The organism is Lentzea waywayandensis (assembly GCF_900115955.1).
GTDB classification, from domain to species: domain Bacteria; phylum Actinomycetota; class Actinomycetes; order Mycobacteriales; family Pseudonocardiaceae; genus Lentzea; species Lentzea waywayandensis.
Genome location: NZ_FOYL01000004.1, coordinates 1 through 17,310, shown reverse-complemented (window position 1 = coordinate 17,310; position 17,310 = coordinate 1). Strand labels below are relative to the sequence as shown.

Here is a 17,310-nt window from a genome sequence, read left to right as displayed (position 1 = left end):
GCGGTCAGTGTAATCCCCGTCACATGGCGTGAACAACGTCGCTGGGTGAGCGTTCCGTCACAGTCCGTCGACGCCCAGGGCTTGCAGTCTGAAGCGCACGTCAGCGACCTGGTTAGCGTCACGGACGGCAGGTGCGACCAGGTCTTCCGGATAGACCGCAGCTCCGTCGGGCATTCGCAGTACGAAGAGTCCGCCCCAGTTGAGTTCCAGCGTCGCTCGGTTAGCCGTCACAAGCAGGTCAGACACCATGCAACCGAGGAGTTCCGTCACGGCCTCGACGGCGGCGTCGTGCACCTGCTCCGGGGTCAGGGACGCGTCCACAGGAGCCCCCGTCAGCTTGTGCAGCTCGGCGCGCGACAACGCCGCCAGCACGTCGGCCAGCGTCTCGCCGACCTTGCTCACCCGGCCCGCGTGCCGCAGTGCGTCGCCATAGCGGCGCACGAGCACCGGGCCGGTCAGCGTCGCGAGCTCCTGCCAGGTGATCGGCGGCCCCTTCACCCCGACCAGCGCCGCCACGGCCTCGGGCGGGGTGCCGTCGAGCAACGACCACGCGCGCCGTTCGTCGACCGCCTCCACCACGCCGCCGGAGAACGGCGAGAGCTGCCTGATCGTCGCCACCCGCTCGCGGATTGGCGGATGGCTGTCGAAGATCGACGACGGCTCCTGTGCGGCCATCAGCGGTTCGATCTCGCGCAGCTGGTGCACCCGCCGCGGGTGGTCCAGGTAGGCGCGGAAGCCCTCCAGTAACGGCGGTGTGCGCCCGGCCAGCACGGCCAGCGTCACGTACCAGCGCAGGTAGTCGTTCCAGCCCTCGCCGAGCGGGCCGCCGCGCAGCAACGACCGCGCCGTCGCCTCCGCCCCGGCCGCCGCCACGGACACCTCGTCGGCGAACCGCTCGTGCTTGCGGCTCTCCGAGGCGGCGACCAGCGCGTACAGCCGTGCCCACGCGTAGAGGACGGCGGACAGGTAGCTGCCCTGCCCGATCACCATCCCCAGGGCGAGCTTCGCGCGGAACGTCACCGCCGACACCTGGGTGTGACCGCCGCCGTAGTGGCCGAGCTCGTGGGCGACCACGGACCGCAGCTCACCGATCGTCATGCCGGCCACGAACGGCAGGCCGAGCTCCAGGTAGCGCGTGCCGTGGCGCTCCCACACGCCCGCGTTCGCCTCGTTGACGAGCCGGATGTCGTCAGGGCTGCGGGTGCCCGCCAGCACCGCCAGCTCGTCGACGTGCCGCCAGAGCTCCGGATGCGTCGCGCGGGTCAGCGGGACGCCGGTCGGCCGCGGCCGGGCCCAGAACGCCCTCGCCATCGCGTACAACGACGGCCCGCCGACGATGAGCGTCAGCGCGGTGAGGAAGGCCCCGCCCTCGACGTCACCCCTGTCGAACAGGACGTACGCGAGGACGCCCAGCAGCACGGTGAGGCCCACCGCGAGCACGAAGAACCCGGCGAGCATCACCAAGGCCAGCGCCGCTCTCATGTGTTGCGTCCCCCAGATCGCTCAGAACTACTGCAGGTATCTCACGGTGACCTCGGCCCCCGCGGCCAGTTCGGTCACGTCCTCTGGCACCTCGATCAGGCAGTTCGACAGCGCGAGCGCCGACAGCAGGTGCGACCCCGGACCGCCGACGGGCGTCACGACCTCGCCGGACGCCGGGTCGTGCAGGCCTCGCCGGAACTGCGTCTTCCCAGCCGGAGACGTCAGCCCCGTCGTGATGGTTGCCCGTGCGGTACGGCGTTCCAGCTGCGTGTGTCCCATGGACGCGAGCAGCGCCGGACGCACGAACACCTCGAACGACACCTGCGCGCTCACCGGGTTGCCCGGCAGCGACAGCACCGGCACGCCCTCGTACCGGCCGGAGCCCTGCGGCCCGCCCGGCTGCATCGCGACCTTGGTGAACTGCACGTCGTGGCTCGCGAAAGCGTCCTTGACCACCTCGTACGCGCCCGCGCTGACCCCGCCGGACGTCACGATCACGTCCACGGAACCGAGGTACGGCGCCAGCGCGCGGTGGAACTCCTCGACGTCGTCCGGCACGAACCGCAGCTGCACGGCGACGCAGCCCGCGTCCCGCACGGACGAGGCGAGCATCATGCCGTTCGACTCGTAGATCTGACCCGGCTGGAGCGGCTTGCCCGGTTCGACCAGCTCGGAGCCCGTCGACAGGACCAGCACGCGCGGACGGCGGCGCACCGGTAGTTCGGGGAGCCCGAGGGCGGAGGCGAGACCGAGCGTGGACGGGCGCAGCACCGTGCCCGCGGCCAGCACCGCGTCGCCCTTGCGCACGTCGTCGCCGCCGGTGCGGATGTTCTGGCCGGGTGCGACGGCCTTGTCGATCGTCACGGTCTCCGTGCCGCCGTCGGTCCACTCGACCTGGACCACCGCGTCCGCGCCGGGCGGCAGCGGGGCGCCGGTCATGATCCGCTGCACGGTGCCCGGCACCAGCGGGTTCAGTTGCGTGCGACCCGCGGGGATGTCGTCGGCGACCGTGAACCGGGCAGGGATCTCCCCGGCCAGGTCGGCGGCCCGCACCGCGTACCCGTCCATCGCGGAGTTGTCGAACGGCGGCAGGTCGAGCGGCGCGATGACGTCGGCGGCGAGCACGAGCCCGAGGCACTCGTCGAGCGGGAGCTGCAGCACGGGCATCGACCCGACGAGCTCCGCGACGCGCTTGCGGTGTTCGGCGACAGTGGTGGGGGACACGACTGCATACTGCCAACGTCGCGGTGATCGTGACGGCCGCTTTGCCCCGATTCATCCCCGGAGGTGTTGTTCGTGCAGGTCCGGACCAGGCACACACCGACGTTCGGCGTGGCGAGACTCGTCCTCGCGCCCGGCGAGGCGGTGCTGGCCGACCCGCTGACCATCGCGGCCACGAGCTACGGCCTCACGGTCGAGGTGAAGGGCGCGGGCACGAAGGCGGTCGCGCTGTGCACGTCGGGCGCCGAGGGCGGCTGGATCGACGCGACCCCCGTGCTGCCCGGTGACCTGCACCAGATCGAGCTCGACGGGGCGTACGGCTGGTGCCTCGCCCGGCACAGCTGGATCGCGTCGAGCAGCACGGTGGCGATGAACCCCGAGGCCCCGCCGATGCAGGCGATCTTCGGAGGCGCCGAGGGCTTCATGAACTACGCGCACGGCAAGGGCGCGGTGGTGCTCGCCTGTTACGGCGCGCTCGACCTCGTGACGCTGGAAGCCGGAGAAGCGGTGACCATCAGCAGCGATCACGTCGTGGCGTTCGCGGACACCGTGCAATGCCGTCTCCGGCCCTCGGTGCCCGATGGCGTGCAATCCATTCAGACCGGTGAGGGCCTGGTGTTCGACTTCGCCGGTCCCGGTGCCGTGCTGACGCAGACGCGCGGACCTCGCCGGCTCACCACCTGGTTGCGCGCCAACGGAGTCAGCTCCCGTTCATGACTCCGTAAGGAGGTATCCGAGTGAGATTTCTTCTTTTAGCGTTGCTCTCTGCGCTTTGCGTGAGATGCGTGATCTGAAGGAGGACGTCTTGGCTCTCGGTACCGTCAAGTGGTTCAACTCCGAAAAGGGATACGGCTTCATCGCAACCGATGGCGGGCCCGACGTGTTCGTGCACTACTCGGCGATCCAGATGGAAGGCTTCCGGACCCTCTCAGAAGGCGACCGGGTGGAGTTCGAGGTGCAGGCGGGCCGCGACGGACGCAGCCAGGCGTCGGACGTGCGCCGCGCCGGCTAGCCCGGTTCGAGATCACTCTGATCACGGCTTTGACCAACCCCCGGCACGCCGATCTGACCGGACGTTAGGCTGCCTTGCGTGTCGGAGGACCTGAGCGGACGGCGAATCGCGCATTACCGGATCGACGGTGTGCTGGGCCGCGGTGGCATGAGCGTGACGTATCGGGCCACGGACGTGAGGCTTGGCCGGAAAGTCGCGCTCAAGGTCATCGGTGAGCACCTCGCGCCCGACGCGGAGTTCCGCGAGCGGTTCGTCGACGAGGCGCGCAACACCTCGGCGATCGACCACGCGAACATCGTGCCGCTGTACGACTTCGACGAGGTCGACGGCCTGCTCTACATCGCCATGCGGCTCGTGGACGGCCAGGACCTGGCCGGGCACGTCAAGGAGGGACCGCTCACCCCGGCGCGCACGTTGACGCTGCTCGCCCAGGTGGCCGAGGCGCTCGACATGCTGCACGGCAAGGGCCTCGTGCACCTCGACGTGAAGCCCGCCAACGTGCTGGTGACCCAGAAGGAAGGCGTGCGCGAGCACGTCTACGTCGCCGACTTCGGCCTCACCCGCCGCGGCGCCACCGGCCACCGCACCCGAACGGGTGATTTCCTCGGCTCGCCGACCTACGCGGCGCCGGAACACCTGCGCGGGGAGCCCGTCGACGGCCGCACCGACCAGTACGCGCTCGCCTGCATGCTCTTCGCCTGCCTGTCCGGCCGTCCGCCGTTCCAGGGCGGCGTGCAGGAGGTCATCCAGGGCCACCTCGGCAACGTCGTTCCCGCGTTGTCGCAGCTCGTGGCGTTGCCGCCGGCCATCGACGACGTGATCCGCAAGGGCACCTCGAAGGACCCGGCGCAGCGGTACGCGAGTTGCGCCGAGCTCATCAACGCCGCCCGCGTCGCTCTCGCCGGAGTCGCGCAGGGCTCGGCTCCCGCTCAACTCGGGCCGCAGTCCGGCTCGTTCCCGGCTCAGTCGCCGATGTCCGGGCCGATGCCGGTCCAGCAGGGTCAGTACCAGGGCGGCGGCTACCAGCAGCCCCTGTCGGACCCCGTCCGGCTGCGCCCGCCGAACCAGGTGGGCGTGAGCGCGTTCACGGCCGGCAAGAAGGAACGTCCCACGTGGTTCGCGCCGGTCATCGCGGCCGTGGCGGCGATCGTGGTGATCATCATCGTGGTGGTGATCCTGTCGCCGGGTGACGAGCCCGCACGTCAGCCCAAGACGAGCTCCGCGCCGTCGCTGAACATCGGCGACGAGACGACCTCGAACAAGCCGCTGCCGACCTCTGTGCCGGTGCGCACTTCACGCTGAGAGTCGCCTGGGTTCGCTTGCACTCGCCGTGCCCGAGTGCTAAACACGAACTAGCACTCGGCTCCATCGAGTGCCAAAAAGAAGTGAGGCTGGGACGGTGAGGCCCTCCGGGGTCGTCCGTCGCGGGCACCGAGCCTGGCCACGCGCATCGTGTTCCGCTGCGGGCATGCGCTCGCAGTGGCCCAGAATCCACATAGGCGGAGGAACACACCGCAATGGCCAAGATGATTGCGTTCGACGAGGAAGCCCGTCGCGGTCTCGAGCGCGGGATGAACATCCTCGCTGACGCCGTCAAGGTGACGCTCGGCCCCAAGGGCCGCAACGTCGTGCTCGAGAAGAAGTGGGGCGCGCCGACCATCACCAACGATGGTGTCTCCATCGCGAAGGAGATCGAGCTCGAGGACCCGTGGGAGAAGATCGGGGCCGAGCTCGTCAAGGAGGTCGCGAAGAAGACCGACGACGTCGCTGGTGACGGCACCACCACCGCGACGGTGCTGGCACAGGCTCTGGTCCGCGAGGGCCTGCGCAACGTGGCCGCGGGTGCGAACCCGCTCGGCCTCAAGCGCGGCATCGAGCAGGCCGTCGAGGCGATTGCCGAGCAGCTCCTGAAGGCCGCCAAGGAGATCGAGACGAAGGAGCAGATCGCTGCTACCGCGTCCATCTCCGCCGCTGACCCCACGATCGGCGAGCTCATCGCCGAGGCGATGGACAAGGTCGGCAAGGAAGGCGTCATCACGGTCGAGGAGAGCAACACCCTCGGCCTCGAGCTTGAGCTCACCGAAGGCATGCGCTTCGACAAGGGCTACATCTCCGGTTACTTCGTGACCGACCCCGAGCGCCAGGAAGCGACCCTCGAGGACCCGTACATCCTGCTGTTCGGCTCCAAGATCTCCACGGTCAAGGACCTGCTCCCGCTCCTGGAGAAGGTCATGCAGGGCGGCAAGCCGCTGCTGATCATCTCCGAGGACGTCGAGGGCGAGGCCCTGGCGACCCTGGTCGTGAACAAGATCCGTGGCACCTTCAAGTCCGTCGCCGTCAAGGCGCCTGGCTTCGGTGACCGCCGCAAGGCCATCCTCCAGGACATCGCCACCCTCACCGGTGGCCAGGTCATCACCGAGGACGTCGGCCTGAAGCTGGAGAACGCCGACATCTCGCTGCTGGGCAAGGCCCGCAAGGTCGTCGTCACCAAGGACGAGACGACCATCGTCGAGGGTGCCGGTGACGCGGAGCAGATCCAGGGCCGCGTCAACCAGATCCGCGCCGAGATCGAGAAGTCGGACTCCGACTACGACCGCGAGAAGCTCCAGGAGCGCCTCGCCAAGCTCGCCGGCGGCGTCGCCGTCATCAAGGCGGGCGCGGCCACCGAGGTCGAGCTCAAGGAGCGCAAGCACCGCATCGAAGACGCGGTCCGCAACGCCAAGGCCGCCGTCGAGGAGGGCATCGTCGCCGGTGGTGGCGTCGCGCTGCTCCAGGCCGCCGAGGCCGCCTTCGCGGGTCTGCGTCTCACGGGCGACGAGGCCACTGGCGCCAACATCGTCAAGGTCGCCGTCGAGGCTCCGCTGAAGCAGATCGCCATCAACGCCGGCCTCGAAGGCGGCGTCGTGGTCGAGCGCGTCAAGTCCCTCCCCGCGGGCGAGGGCCTGGACGCCGCGACCGGCGAGTACAAGGACCTGATCAAGGCCGGCATCATCGACCCGGCCAAGGTCACCCGTTCCGCGCTGCAGAACGCCGCGTCCATCGCCGCCCTGTTCCTGACGACGGAAGCCGTCGTCGCGGACAAGCCGGAGAAGAACGCCGCGCCCTCCGCGCCGGACGCCGGCGGCATGGACTTCTGAGTCCGTCCGCTTCGCATCACCTCTGAAAGGCCCGGTTCGCTTCGGCGAGCCGGGCCTTTCGGCATTCCGGGGGCCGGGACTGCGGGCAACAGCCCGGCACGCACCTGGAGGGCGCGGCAACAGCCCGGCGATGGCACCCGTAGGGCGCGACGATCGCGTCGAGGTGTGCGGAGGGCACGCGCGCGGGGCGCGGTGACGGTGGCGCGGTGCCGGTGGGGTGGCGCGGTGGTGGGTGGCGCGTGACGGGTGGCGCGTGGCGCGGTGGCGGTGGCGCGGCGGTCGGGAGCGCGGGTGACCGGTGACGGGTGGCATGGCGCCCCCGCACGCGACGGGCGAAGCAGAAGGCGAGCCACCCTTCCACCAACGGCAATGGCGAAGCCGAGGCGTGTGAACCAAGTCCTGCCGGGCAAGCGGTCATGAGGTGACCACCGCGCGATCGGGGCTTGACTTTGAGTGCGAGATGCTACCGTTGAAGAAATCGGCCGGGCACTTGTGCCCGGCCTTTTCAAGGCTGATAAAGCATCTCGCTAGAGGCTCAAAGTCAAGCCCCAATCGCAATCGTCGCGAAGCGGCGATGAATTGCCCTGGCTCGGCGCGATCCGCCCAGCCACCTGCGCAAGGTGACCTGAACGCACTGCCGGTGAACCCCAGAAACCCCAGTAAAAGCCGCCGAACAAACCCCAAAACTCAAAGCATGATCGTGGGCGTCACAACAGTCCGCCCAGGCTCCCCGCGAGAATTCACCAAATGCACCAGAATCTGAGTGGTCCCGGCCGGCACGTCCGGCAACACGAACCGTCCTCCGTCATCAGCTCGCGTGCAGGACGACTGATGATCGGCCACCCGCACCTCGACCTCGTGCTCCCCGGCCGGCACCAGCCATCCGTCGATCCGGTGCCGTGACCCGGTCGAGGTGAAGTTCACCATCAACGTCAGGTTGTCGACCGTGAACGTGATCGTGCCGGTCTGTCCGCCCCGGACCCCGGCGAACGACCCGGCCCGCTCCCAGCGCGCGACCTCCACGTCCAGGGATTCCAGGGCGATCGCGAACTTCACTCGGTCCACCAGGTCGGCGGGTGGCGGGTCCAGTTCGTCGACGAGCCTGTTCAGCTCGGAGAGGACTGCGGTGTCCTCAGGGCCCCTGCGGTCGTCGCGCGGGTCGATCTCGTTCACCGCGATCCTCCTTCCGTCTCCAGGTAGTTGCGCAGCAGTGTCAGACACCGTCCCCTGGTCGGACCGATGCTGCCGTGGGGCATGGCCAGTGCCTCGGCGACTGCTCGGTACTCCGCGCGGCCCGCGAGCACGGTGAGTCGGAGCAGTTCCTGGCACCTCGTGGTCAGGCGGCCGAACGCGAGCCAGAGCCTGCGGTCGCGGTCGTCCAACAGCGTCACGTCCTCCGGTAGGCCGGTGTCCGACTCGAGCTGTTCGGCGTACTCGTCGGACAGGTGCGTCTCACGCTTGTTGGGTGTCCAAGTTCGGCGTGCTTCACGCCTGGTTGTGACCACCAGGTAGCCGACCAGTGCTTTTGGCTCGTTGATGTTCTCGATGTTCTTCAAGAACGCGAGCCACACGGTCTGCACCACGTCTTCGGCGGCGGCCCTGTCGAGGCCCTGGCCGCGGGCGACGTGCCACAGCAGCGGGGTCAGCTCGGTCACCAGGACGTCCAGTGCGTTGCGGTTGCCCTCGCGTGCCGCCGCCACGCACATCGCGTGCCGTTCGGTGCCTTCAAGCCCGTCCCACGGCGGACGGTCATCCGCCGTGTGCAGCTCATCCATGCAGCACCTCCGATCGGCCGCCCTGTCAGCGCCGTCCGCCAACTCATGAAGGGCTAACTGGGCGGTAGATACAAAATTCACTCGATTGGAGCAGTATCACCGCCAAGATGACCCTCATCTTCCTCCGGGTATGCCAGCGGCCCGTGATTCCCCCTCCGAGTCACGGGCCGCCAGTGGTGGGAGCCCGCGCCGGCCGGCACCCCTCGAACCGGCTGACGCGTGCTCCACGCCTGAACAAAGCGCTCATGGGAAAAGAGCGGATCTCAGGCGAGCAGATACAGCCTCCGACGCACGAACCGGCGGAGAGGCTCCGTGATTCCCGAAAGCACACGACAAAGAACGTTATGGTCTAGACCATGCCGATTCTCGAAGTGATCGCACTGGACGTGAAGGATGCCGTCGCCGCGCAGGCGGGAGGCGCTGACCGGCTCGAACTGGTCGCCGACATGGCCTCGGACGGGCTCACGCCGTCGGTCGCCACCTTCAAAGAGGTCCAAAGCGCCGTGGACATCCCCGTCCGCGTGATGCTCAGGGACGCCAAGGGGTTCGCGCCGGGCAACCTCAAGCAGCTGCGCCGGCAGGCGTGGGAACTCAGGGAGGCCGGCGCCACCGAGTTCGTCCTCGGCTTCCTCGACGCGGAGGGTGAGATCGACGAGGGCGTCACGCTCAACCTCATCGCCGAGCTGGAGGGTTGCGCGTGGACCTTCCACCGCGCGCTGGACAACTCGAACGACGTCTTCCGGTCCTGGGGGATCGTGCAGACCCTCGGCTGCGACACGGTGCTCGCCGCCGGCAGCGCCAAGGGCGTCGAGGACGGAATCGAGAACCTGAAGAAACTGGTCACCCAGGCTCCGCCCGCTCTGCTCGTCGGTGGCGGTCTCCAGGTTCGTCACGTCCCGGAACTGCTGGTAGCGGGCGTGAACGGGTTTCACGTCGGCAGCGCGGTCCGTCCGTCCGGCTGGGACGGACCGGTCGATTCCGCATCGGTCAGGGAATGGGTGAATCGTCTGGTCTAGACCCTTGCCCTAGTCCGTTCTACAGTCACGTTGCTTCCTGTGGAATGGCTGTTGCACTATATGCAATGCGGAGGGCGCGATGAGGCTGAAGGCACTTGTGGCCGTGCTGGGCGTGGGCGCGGTGGTCGCGTGCGCACCGGTGCAGTCAGGACCGACCAACTCTGGCACCGACGAGCAGACCGGGCAGTTGCGGGTCTGGTTGTTCGACGAGGTCAACCGAGGTCCGAAGGAAGCCGTGGTGAAGGAGGCGATCTCCGAGTTCCAGGGCAAGCACAGCGGGGTCACCGTCGATGTCCAGTACATCCAGGTGTCCAGCCGGGCGGAGCGCTTCAAGGCCGCGTTCAGCGACCCGAAGAGCGCTCCCGACGTCGCCGAGTTCGGCAACACCGACCTCGCGGGCTACGTCTCCGCCGGCGGCTTCTCGGAGCTCGACCTGGGCAAGTGGGACGAGTCGAAGGACCTGGTCCCGTCGATCCTCGACACGGCCAAGGTCGACGGCAAGACGTACGGCGTGCCGTGGTTCGTCGGCGTGCGCGCGTTGTACTACCGCACGGACGTGTTCACCGAGCTCGGCCTGAAGCCGCCGACGACGTTGGACGAGATCGCGACCACGGCTCGTGAGATCCGTCAGAAGAAGCCCGAGCTGATCGGCATCTCGGCCGGCGGCAAGTACCTGTTCGCCGCGCTGCCGTTCATCTGGGCGCAGGGCGGGGACATCGCCAAGTCCGACGGCGGGAAGTTCACCGCCACGATCGACAGCGCCGAGGCCAAGGCCGGGGTCGCCAAGTACACCGAGCTGATCAAGGACGACATCTGCCCGCCCGCCACCTGCGCGGGCAACGGCGGCGACGCGAGCGTCGAGGCGTTCCGCGCGGGCAAGGCCGCGATGACCATCGGTGGCGACTTCAACCGCAAGTCCGTCGACGCGTCTTCCGCCGCGGGCAAGTACGGCGTCGTGCCGCTGCCGGGCAAGACGAAGGGCTCGGTCGCGCCCGCGTTCGCCGGTGGCAACCTGCTCGGCGTCCTGAAGGGCACGCAGCGCAAGACGCTCGCGAACGAGTTCACGCAGCTGCTCGCGTCGAAGAAGTACCAGCAGAAGATGTACACGGCGATGGGCAACCTGCCGACGTTCAGCGACGTGCAGAAGCAGGTCAGCGACTCCGACAAGTTCCTGGAGCCGTTCACGAAGACCCTGCAGTCCGGCACGAAGTTCGTCCCCGTCACGCCGGCGTGGGCGAAGATCGAGGCGCAGACCGTGGTGCCGACGATGCTCCAGGAGATCGTCACCGGCGCGAAGAACGTCGACACGGCCACCGCGGACGCCGCCAAGACGATGAACGCGGCCTTCACGTCGTGAGCATGACCGCCAAAGGCCAGGGGCGGACCGCGTTCGCCTACCTGGCTCCAGCGCTGCTGGTACTCGGGGGCCTGCTGGCCTACCCGATCTACCAGCTGGTGCTCATCTCGCTCTACGACTACGGCCAGGAACAGGTCAGCGGCGGCGCGCCGCTCGAGTTCCTCGGTCTCGGGAACTACCAGAAGCTGCTGGGAGACCAGCAGTTCTGGGGTGTCTTCGGGCAGACCGTCGCCTTCGCGGCGGTCTGCGTGGTCGGCACGTTGCTTGTGGGCGCGTTTCTCGCGATCCTCGCCACGAGGGTCCGCACCTGGGTACGGATGACGTTGTTCCTGGCGGCGCTCGGCGCGTGGTCCACGCCCGCCGTCGCCGGCTCGACGATCTGGCTCTTCCTGTTCGACGCGAACTTCGGGTTCGTGAACGAGGTCCTGGGCATCCAGGGCTTCTCCTGGACGTTCGACAAGTGGACGGCGTTCGGACTCGTTGCCGCGCAGGTGATCTGGTGCTCGTTCCCGTTCGTCATGGTGACGCTCTTCGCGGGCATCAAGGCGATTCCGGGCGAGGTGCTGGAGGCCGCGGCACTCGACGGCGCGTCGGCGTTCCGCACGGCGTGGAGCGTCACGCTCCCGTTGCTGAAGCCGATCATCCTCGTGGTGACGATCCAGTCGATCATCTGGGACTTCAAGGTCTTCACGCAGATCTACGTGATGACCAACGGCGGCGGCATCGCCGGGCGCAACCTCGTGCTCAACGTCTACGCCTACCAGCAGGCGTTCGCGGCGTCGGAGTACGGACTGGGCGCGGCCATCGGTGTCGTGATGACCGTGCTGCTGCTGGGAATCACGATGTTCTACCTCCGCGCGCTGCGGCGGTCGGGGGAGGTCCTGTGAGGCGCTGGCTGACCGAGGGCTTCGTCCTCATCATCGCCGCGGTGGTGGCGTTCCCGCTGTTCTGGATGGTGCTGTCCGCGTTCAAGCCGGAGGACGAGATCATCTCGGCCGACCCGGTGCCGTGGACGACGCGGCCGACGCTCGACAGCTTCACGCGGGCGCTGACGGTCGCGAACTTCGGGCGCTACTTCCTGAACAGCATCATCGTCGCGGTGATCGTGGTGTTCCTGAGCATCCTGATCTCGTTCCTGGCGGCGACCGCGCTGACCCGGTTCCGCTTCCGCAGCCGCACGACGTTGCTGATCATGCTGCTGGTCGTGCAGATGGTCCCGGTCGAGGCGTTGACCGTGCCGCTGTTCTTCCTGATGCGGTCGGTCGGCGACAGCGTCCCGGTGTTCGGCCTGAACCACCTGGGCTCGCTCGTGCTGGTGCACCTGGCCTTCAGCCTGCCGTTCGCGATCTGGATGCTGCGGGGCTTCGTCGCCGCGGTGCCGGTGGAACTGGAGGAGGCCGCCACCCTGGACGGCGCCTCGCGGTTCCGGTTCCTGTGGCAGGTGCTGTTCCCGCTCGTCGCGCCCGGCCTGGTGGCGACGTCGGTGCTGTCGTTCATCCACGCCTGGAACGACTTCCTGTTCGCCAAGACGTTCATCATCTCGGCCGTGGAGAACCAGACCCTGCCTCTGGCTCTTCAGGTGTTCGTCAAACCCGACCAGAACGATTGGGGCGCGATCATGGCGGGCTCCACCCTGATGACCATTCCCGTGCTCATCTTCTTCGTGCTCGTGCAGCGCCGGCTGGTGTCCGGCCTCGCGGGGGCGGTGAAGGGATGAACCTCCTCCCGCGCCCGGTGTCCTATGTGGACGGCGGGAGGCTCTGTGAGTACCAGGGCTGGCAGACGGTCCTCGTCGACGGCCCGCCCGGCGGCTACCGGTTGCTCTCGTCCGACGCCGGCGTGCTGATCGAGGCGAACGACGCGGCCGGCGAGATGAACGCGCTGCAGACCCTGCGGCAGCTGCTGGGCGCTCAGGCGTTCCGGGCGGCGGGGGAGAAACCGCTGGTCATCCCCGCGTGCGAGATCGTGGACCACCCGCGGTTCCCGTGGCGTGGCGTGATGCTCGACGTGTCGCGGCACTTCCTGCCCAAGCGGGAGGTGCTGCGGTACGTCGAGCTGCTGTCCGTGCACAAGCTCAACGTCCTGCACCTGCACCTCACCGACGACCAGGGCTGGCGCTTCGAGTGCAAGCGCTACCCGAAGCTCACCGAGGTCGGGTCGTGGCGGGAGGACTCGCGGTTCGGCGACCGGCGCTCCGCGGGCATGAAAGGCAGGCCGCACGGCGGTTTCTACACGCAGGAAGACCTGCGGGAGATCGTCGAGTACGCCCGCCAGCGGTACATCACGGTGATCCCGGAGATCGACATCCCCGGCCACTCGCAGGCGGCGATCGCGGCCTATCCGGAACTCGGCGTGCACGGCGGTGGCGTCTGGACCGACTGGGGCGTCAACGAACGCGTGCTCAACACCGAGGAGTCCACAGTGGACTTCTATCGGAACGTGTTCGACGAGCTGATGGACGTCTTCCCGGCGGAGATCATCGGACTCGGCGGCGACGAGGCTCCCGGCCACGACGGCGAACTGGTCAGGGCGATCGCGAAGCACATCGTGCGGGCCGGACGGCGGCCGTACGGGTGGGACGAGATCCTCGAGTCGGGACCGTTGCCGGCGGGCACGGTCGTCGCGTCCTGGCGCGGGGTCGAGGGCGGCATCACGGCACTGGGCGAGGGCCACGACGTGGTGATGTGCCCTGAGCAGCACGTTTATCTGGACTACCGGCAGTCGGCGTCGCCGGACGAACCGATCCCGGTGGGGACGGTGACCACGCTGGAGGACGTCTACGCGTGGGATCCGGTGCCTGCCGGGCTCACCGGCGAGGAGCCGGGGCGGTTGCTGGGCGCGCAGGCGAACATCTGGACCGAGCACCTCGACTCGGCCCGGCGGGTGGACTACGCGGCGTTCCCGAGGCTGGCCGCGTTCGCCGAGGTCGTGTGGTCCCCGGCGGAGAAAGATCCTGAGTTCGTGCGACGGCTCCAGGAACACCATCTCCCGAGGCTCGATGCCCTCGGGGTGGAGTACCGGCCCCTCACCGGTCCCCACCCCTGGCAACGACTACCTGGCATTCCCGGGTTTCCACGCTGATCACGCTTACACGGCCGCGTCTTCCTCGGGCATGAGGATCCAGGCGGCGACGTAGAGGATCGCTCCGGTGCCGAACCCGAGCAGCGTCGCCGCCACGAGGATGATCCGCAGGATCGCGGCGTCCACACCGATCATCTTGGCGAGACCGCCGCAGACGCCGGCGATCATCTTGTCGCTGCGGCTCCTGCGGAGCTTCTTGACCTGGTCAGTGGCTTCGTTGAGCACGTTGTTCGTCATGGCTCAAGATTCGTCGTTTCCGAGCCTCGGCACATCGGTGACCACCCCGAACCCGACCCTGATCCCGGGGCCGGACCCCAGGGTTCAGTCGAGGCAGAACTCGTTGCCCTCGACGTCCTGCATCACGATGCACGACTCGTTCTCCTCGTCGGCCACCATGACGCGCACGCACACCGCGCCGATCGCCTCCAGCCGTGCACGCTCGGCCTGAAGCGCGGCGAGGCGGTCGCGGCCCACCATTCCGGTGCCGGCCCGCACGTCGAGGTGGACCCGGTTCTTCACGGTCTTGCTCTCGGGAACGCGCTGGAAGAACAGTCGCGGGCCCACGCCGGACGGGTCGTTGCAGGCGGACCACGAACCGTCGGTCTCCGGCTGTGTCTCGTAGCCCAGCACCTCGCTCCAGAACTGGGCGACGCGCTGTGGTTCCGCGCAGTCGAACGTGACCTGGATCTGCTTGATCGAACCCATTTCCCCACCGTAGTCGTACTCTGAGGCTCATGGAGTCCCCTGAGGAGCTCGCGTCAGGGCTCGACCGCGCGGGGTACCTGCCGGACGGCGGGATCGCCACGGCGGCGTTCCTCGCGGTCGCGATGGGACGGCCGCTGTTCCTCGAAGGCGAGCCCGGCACCGGCAAGACCTCGCTCGCGCTGGCGCTGGCCAAGTCGATGGACGTCCCGCTGATCAGGTTGCAGTGCCACGAGGGCATCGACGCCACGCAGGCCCTGTACGACTGGGACTACCCGCGTCAGCTCATGCACCTGCGCGTCCTGGAGACCCGCGGCGAGGTGGACGAGGCGTCCCTCTACACGCGACGGTTCCTGCTGGCCCGGCCACTGCTGCAGGCACTGGAGAGCGCGCCGTGCGTGCTGCTCGTGGACGAGATCGACCGGGCGGACGACGAGTTCGAGGCGTTCCTGCTCGAGGTGCTGTCCGAGAACGCGGTCAGCATCCCCGAGTTCGGCGAGATCAGGGCCACGACGCCGCCGCTGACCGTGCTGACCTCGAACCGGACCCGCGAGGTGCACGACGCGCTGAAGCGCCGCTGCCTCTACCACTGGCTGGAGCACCCCACGCTCGACCGCGAGGTCGCGATCCTGCGGCGCACCCTTCCTGGCCTGGACGAACGGCTCGCGCGGAAGGTCGCGGAGGCCGTCCAGAAGATGCGCGGCCTCGATCTGCTGAAGCCGCCGGGCGTCGCGGAGTCGCTGGACTGGGCGCGGGCGCTCCAGGCGCTGGGCCGCACCGAACCGGACGCGACGACGCTCGGGGCGGTCCTGAAGTACCGGGAGGACGCGGAGCGCGTGATCGGGAGCACAATCGTGGGGTGACGGAAGCCTGCGTCGGGTTCACGCGCGTCCTGCGGGGCGCCGGACTCCCGTGCGGGCCGGACCGCGTCCAGGCGTTCCTGCGGGCCACCGAACACGTCGACCTCTACTGGGCCGGGCGCCTCACGCTGTGCGCCGACCCGGACGACCTGCCGCGCTACGACGCCGCGTACCGGGCGTACTTCGGCGGCACCCCGCCCCGTCCACGTACGACGATCGAACTCGACTCGGTCACCGTCGGCGTGGCCGCGTCCGAGGTGGAAGTGCTGAAGCACAAGGACATCTCCGAGTTCGACGCGGCACCGCTGATCGCCAGGCTGACTCCGCTCCCGCCGCGCAGACGGTCGCGCCGGCTCCGCAAGGCCCGGCGCGGCCGGATGGACCTGGCCCGGACGGTGCGCGCGATGATCGAGACCGGCGGTGAGATCGCCCTGCCGCGCCACCGCCGCCGCGGCGTGAAGGCGCGCCGGCTCGTGCTGTTGATCGACGTCTCCGGCTCGATGGCCGCCTACTCGGACGCGCTGCTGCGGTTCGCGCACGTCATCGCCCACGCCATGCCCGTCGAGGTCCGCACGATCGGCACCAGGCTCACCCGCCTGACCCGTCAGCTGCGCGAACGCGATCCCGAACGTGCGTTGAAGGCCGCTGGACGGGCGATCCCGGACTACGAGGGCGGCACCCGGCTCGGCGACGCGCTGCGCCGGTTCAACCAGCAGTGGCGGCAACGAGGCGCGGTGGTCGTGCTGTTCAGCGACGGCTGGGAACGCGGCGACCCGAGCCTGCTGGCGACGGAGATGGCGAGGCTGCGACGCGTGAGCCACAAGGTCATCTGGGCCAACCCGCACGCGGGCAAACCGGGCTACCGGCCGTTGCAGAGCGGTGTGGTGGCGGCACTGCCGCACGTCGACACGATGGTCGCGGGCCACAGCGTGCACGCTTTGGAAGAACTGCTGAAGGAGGTGCGCCGTGCGTGATGTCCTCTACGACCTCGCCGAACGGGTGGCGAACGGCGAGACGGTCGGCGTCGGCACGGTGGTCGCGACCTTCAGTTCGGCGCCCCGGCCGGCGGGCGCGGCGATGCTCGTGACGCAGGACGGCGAGGCGGTCGGCAGCGTGTCCGGCGGGTGCGTCGAGGGTGCCGTTTACGACCTGGCGCAGGAGACGGGCGACCCGGTCCTGCAGCGCTACGGCGTGAGCGACGACGACGCGTTCGCAGTGGGGCTGACCTGCGGCGGGATCATCGACATCTACGTCGAGAAGATCAGCGCCGACACGTTTCCGCAGCTCGCCGAGGTCGTGGAGACGGTGCGTGCCGAGGAACCGGTGGCGGTCGCGACGGTCATCGAGCACCCGGACGGCATCGGCCGGCGCATGGTCATCTGGCCGGACCGCCGTGACGGCAGCCTGGGAAGCGCACGGATCGACGACGCCGTCACGGACGACGCGCGCGGCATGCTGGCCTCGGGCCGGACCGGCGTGCTCCAGTACGGACCGGACGGCCAGCGGCGCGGCGAGGGCATGAGCGTGTTCGTGAACTCGTTCGAACCGCCGCCGCGCATGCTCGTGTTCGGCGCGATCGACTTCGCCGCCGCGATGGCCCGGCTCGGCGCGTTCCTCGGCTACCGGGTCACCGTCTGCGACGCGCGACCGGTCTTCGCGACCCGCAG

The 17,310-nt window shown here is 68.8% G+C and carries 18 protein-coding genes; 12 read left to right on the top strand and 6 right to left on the bottom strand.

Features of this window, described 5'->3' with window-relative positions; all coding sequences use genetic code 11:
* Positions 1 to 57 precede the first annotated feature (57 nt).
* The gene (locus BM417_RS15675; protein ID WP_093593877.1) at positions 58 to 1,482 is read right to left on the bottom strand and encodes a M48 family metalloprotease; all 1,425 of its coding nucleotides are present in this window, start codon (positions 1,480 to 1,482) and stop codon (positions 58 to 60) included.
* Between the two features lie 27 nt (positions 1,483 to 1,509).
* Entirely contained in the window at positions 1,510 to 2,706 is a 1,197-nt protein-coding gene (gene moeA, locus BM417_RS15670; RefSeq protein ID WP_281251323.1) for a molybdopterin molybdotransferase MoeA, read from the bottom strand.
* A 72-nt stretch (positions 2,707 to 2,778) separates the two neighbouring features.
* Here moeA and BM417_RS15665 point away from each other — a divergent pair, with 72 nt between their 5' ends.
* The 4 genes from BM417_RS15665 (at position 2,779) to groL (ending at position 6,852) form a co-directional block, all read left to right on the top strand.
* Complete coding sequence (locus tag BM417_RS15665; protein WP_093595985.1) at positions 2,779 to 3,420, top strand: AIM24 family protein; 642 nt, start codon at positions 2,779 to 2,781, stop codon at positions 3,418 to 3,420.
* An 88-nt stretch (positions 3,421 to 3,508) separates the two neighbouring features.
* A complete protein-coding gene (locus tag BM417_RS15660) occupies positions 3,509 to 3,715 on the top strand; it encodes a cold-shock protein (RefSeq protein ID WP_030470913.1) in 207 nt (68 codons plus the stop codon).
* A 78-nt stretch (positions 3,716 to 3,793) separates the two neighbouring features.
* Positions 3,794 to 5,017: a serine/threonine-protein kinase gene (locus BM417_RS15655; protein ID WP_093593874.1), complete on the top strand. Its 1,224-nt coding sequence runs from the start codon at positions 3,794 to 3,796 to the stop codon at positions 5,015 to 5,017.
* A gap of 215 nt (positions 5,018 to 5,232) precedes the next feature.
* Positions 5,233 to 6,852, top strand: a complete 1,620-nt coding sequence (groL, locus tag BM417_RS15650) for a chaperonin GroEL (RefSeq protein WP_093593871.1) — start codon at positions 5,233 to 5,235, stop codon at positions 6,850 to 6,852.
* 687 nt (positions 6,853 to 7,539) lie between these two features.
* Here the strand turns inward: groL and BM417_RS15645 are convergent.
* Together BM417_RS15645 and BM417_RS15640 are read right to left on the bottom strand one after the other, a co-directional pair.
* Positions 7,540 to 8,016: a carboxypeptidase regulatory-like domain-containing protein gene (locus BM417_RS15645; RefSeq protein WP_169746023.1), complete on the bottom strand. Its 477-nt coding sequence runs from the start codon at positions 8,014 to 8,016 to the stop codon at positions 7,540 to 7,542.
* 5 nt (positions 8,017 to 8,021) lie between these two features.
* A complete protein-coding gene (locus BM417_RS15640) occupies positions 8,022 to 8,627 on the bottom strand; it encodes an RNA polymerase sigma factor (RefSeq protein WP_093593868.1) in 606 nt (201 codons plus the stop codon).
* 356 nt (positions 8,628 to 8,983) lie between these two features.
* On the opposite strand from BM417_RS15640, the gene BM417_RS15635 reads away from it, so the two are divergent.
* The 5 genes from BM417_RS15635 (at position 8,984) to BM417_RS15615 (ending at position 14,081) form a co-directional block, all read left to right on the top strand.
* Complete coding sequence (locus tag BM417_RS15635; protein WP_093593865.1) at positions 8,984 to 9,643, top strand: copper homeostasis protein CutC; 660 nt, start codon at positions 8,984 to 8,986, stop codon at positions 9,641 to 9,643.
* A gap of 79 nt (positions 9,644 to 9,722) precedes the next feature.
* Positions 9,723 to 11,000 (top strand): extracellular solute-binding protein, encoded by a 1,278-nt coding sequence (locus tag BM417_RS15630; protein WP_093593862.1) that lies wholly within the window; start codon positions 9,723 to 9,725, stop codon positions 10,998 to 11,000.
* 2 nt (positions 11,001 to 11,002) lie between these two features.
* Positions 11,003 to 11,887 carry a carbohydrate ABC transporter permease gene (locus BM417_RS15625; protein WP_093593859.1) on the top strand — a complete coding sequence of 295 codons (885 nt, stop codon included), beginning with the start codon at positions 11,003 to 11,005 and terminating at the stop codon, positions 11,885 to 11,887.
* The gene (locus BM417_RS15620; RefSeq protein ID WP_245821940.1) at positions 11,884 to 12,717 is read left to right on the top strand and encodes a carbohydrate ABC transporter permease; all 834 of its coding nucleotides are present in this window, start codon (positions 11,884 to 11,886) and stop codon (positions 12,715 to 12,717) included. Before BM417_RS15625 ends, BM417_RS15620 begins: the two co-directional genes overlap by 4 nt.
* Positions 12,714 to 14,081 (top strand): beta-N-acetylhexosaminidase, encoded by a 1,368-nt coding sequence (locus BM417_RS15615; protein ID WP_093593856.1) that lies wholly within the window; start codon positions 12,714 to 12,716, stop codon positions 14,079 to 14,081. The genes BM417_RS15620 and BM417_RS15615 overlap by 4 nt, the downstream gene beginning before the upstream one ends.
* Before the next feature lie 6 nt (positions 14,082 to 14,087).
* On the opposite strand, the gene BM417_RS15610 is transcribed toward BM417_RS15615, so the two are convergent.
* Together BM417_RS15610 and BM417_RS15605 are read right to left on the bottom strand one after the other, a co-directional pair.
* A complete protein-coding gene (locus BM417_RS15610) occupies positions 14,088 to 14,318 on the bottom strand; it encodes a PspC domain-containing protein (RefSeq protein WP_093593853.1) in 231 nt (76 codons plus the stop codon).
* Positions 14,319 to 14,402: 84 nt separating this feature from the next.
* Positions 14,403 to 14,786, bottom strand: coding sequence for a VOC family protein (locus tag BM417_RS15605; RefSeq protein ID WP_093593850.1), 384 nt, complete (start codon positions 14,784 to 14,786; stop codon positions 14,403 to 14,405).
* A gap of 29 nt (positions 14,787 to 14,815) precedes the next feature.
* Between BM417_RS15605 and BM417_RS15600 the strand changes: the two genes are divergently transcribed.
* The 3 genes from BM417_RS15600 to BM417_RS15590 all read left to right on the top strand — a co-directional run.
* A complete protein-coding gene (locus BM417_RS15600; protein ID WP_093593847.1) occupies positions 14,816 to 15,646 on the top strand; it encodes an AAA family ATPase in 831 nt (276 codons plus the stop codon).
* Entirely contained in the window at positions 15,643 to 16,617 is a 975-nt protein-coding gene (locus BM417_RS15595; RefSeq protein ID WP_093593844.1) for a vWA domain-containing protein, read from the top strand. Before BM417_RS15600 ends, BM417_RS15595 begins: the two co-directional genes overlap by 4 nt.
* Positions 16,610 to 17,310 (top strand): XdhC family protein (locus BM417_RS15590; RefSeq protein ID WP_281251322.1); only part of this gene is annotated, 701 nt, incomplete at its 3' end. The genes BM417_RS15595 and BM417_RS15590, both read left to right, overlap by 8 nt.

Bases quoted from the DNA above. Each gene is read 5' to 3' on its own strand.
- BM417_RS15675 (WP_093593877.1), bottom strand. From the start codon at position 1,482: ATGAGAGCGGCGCTGGCCTTGGTGATGCTCGCCGGGTTCTTCGTGCTC.
- groL (WP_093593871.1), top strand. From the start codon at position 5,233: ATGGCCAAGATGATTGCGTTCGACGAGGAAGCCCGTCGCGGTCTCGAG.
- BM417_RS15640 (WP_093593868.1), bottom strand. From the start codon at position 8,627: ATGGATGAGCTGCACACGGCGGATGACCGTCCGCCGTGGGACGGGCTT.
- BM417_RS15635 (WP_093593865.1), top strand. From the start codon at position 8,984: ATGCCGATTCTCGAAGTGATCGCACTGGACGTGAAGGATGCCGTCGCC.
- BM417_RS15630 (WP_093593862.1), top strand. From the start codon at position 9,723: ATGAGGCTGAAGGCACTTGTGGCCGTGCTGGGCGTGGGCGCGGTGGTC.
- BM417_RS15625 (WP_093593859.1), top strand. From the start codon at position 11,003: ATGACCGCCAAAGGCCAGGGGCGGACCGCGTTCGCCTACCTGGCTCCA.
- BM417_RS15615 (WP_093593856.1), top strand. From the start codon at position 12,714: ATGAACCTCCTCCCGCGCCCGGTGTCCTATGTGGACGGCGGGAGGCTC.
- BM417_RS15610 (WP_093593853.1), bottom strand. From the start codon at position 14,318: ATGACGAACAACGTGCTCAACGAAGCCACTGACCAGGTCAAGAAGCTC.
- BM417_RS15605 (WP_093593850.1), bottom strand. From the start codon at position 14,786: ATGGGTTCGATCAAGCAGATCCAGGTCACGTTCGACTGCGCGGAACCA.
- BM417_RS15600 (WP_093593847.1), top strand. From the start codon at position 14,816: ATGGAGTCCCCTGAGGAGCTCGCGTCAGGGCTCGACCGCGCGGGGTAC.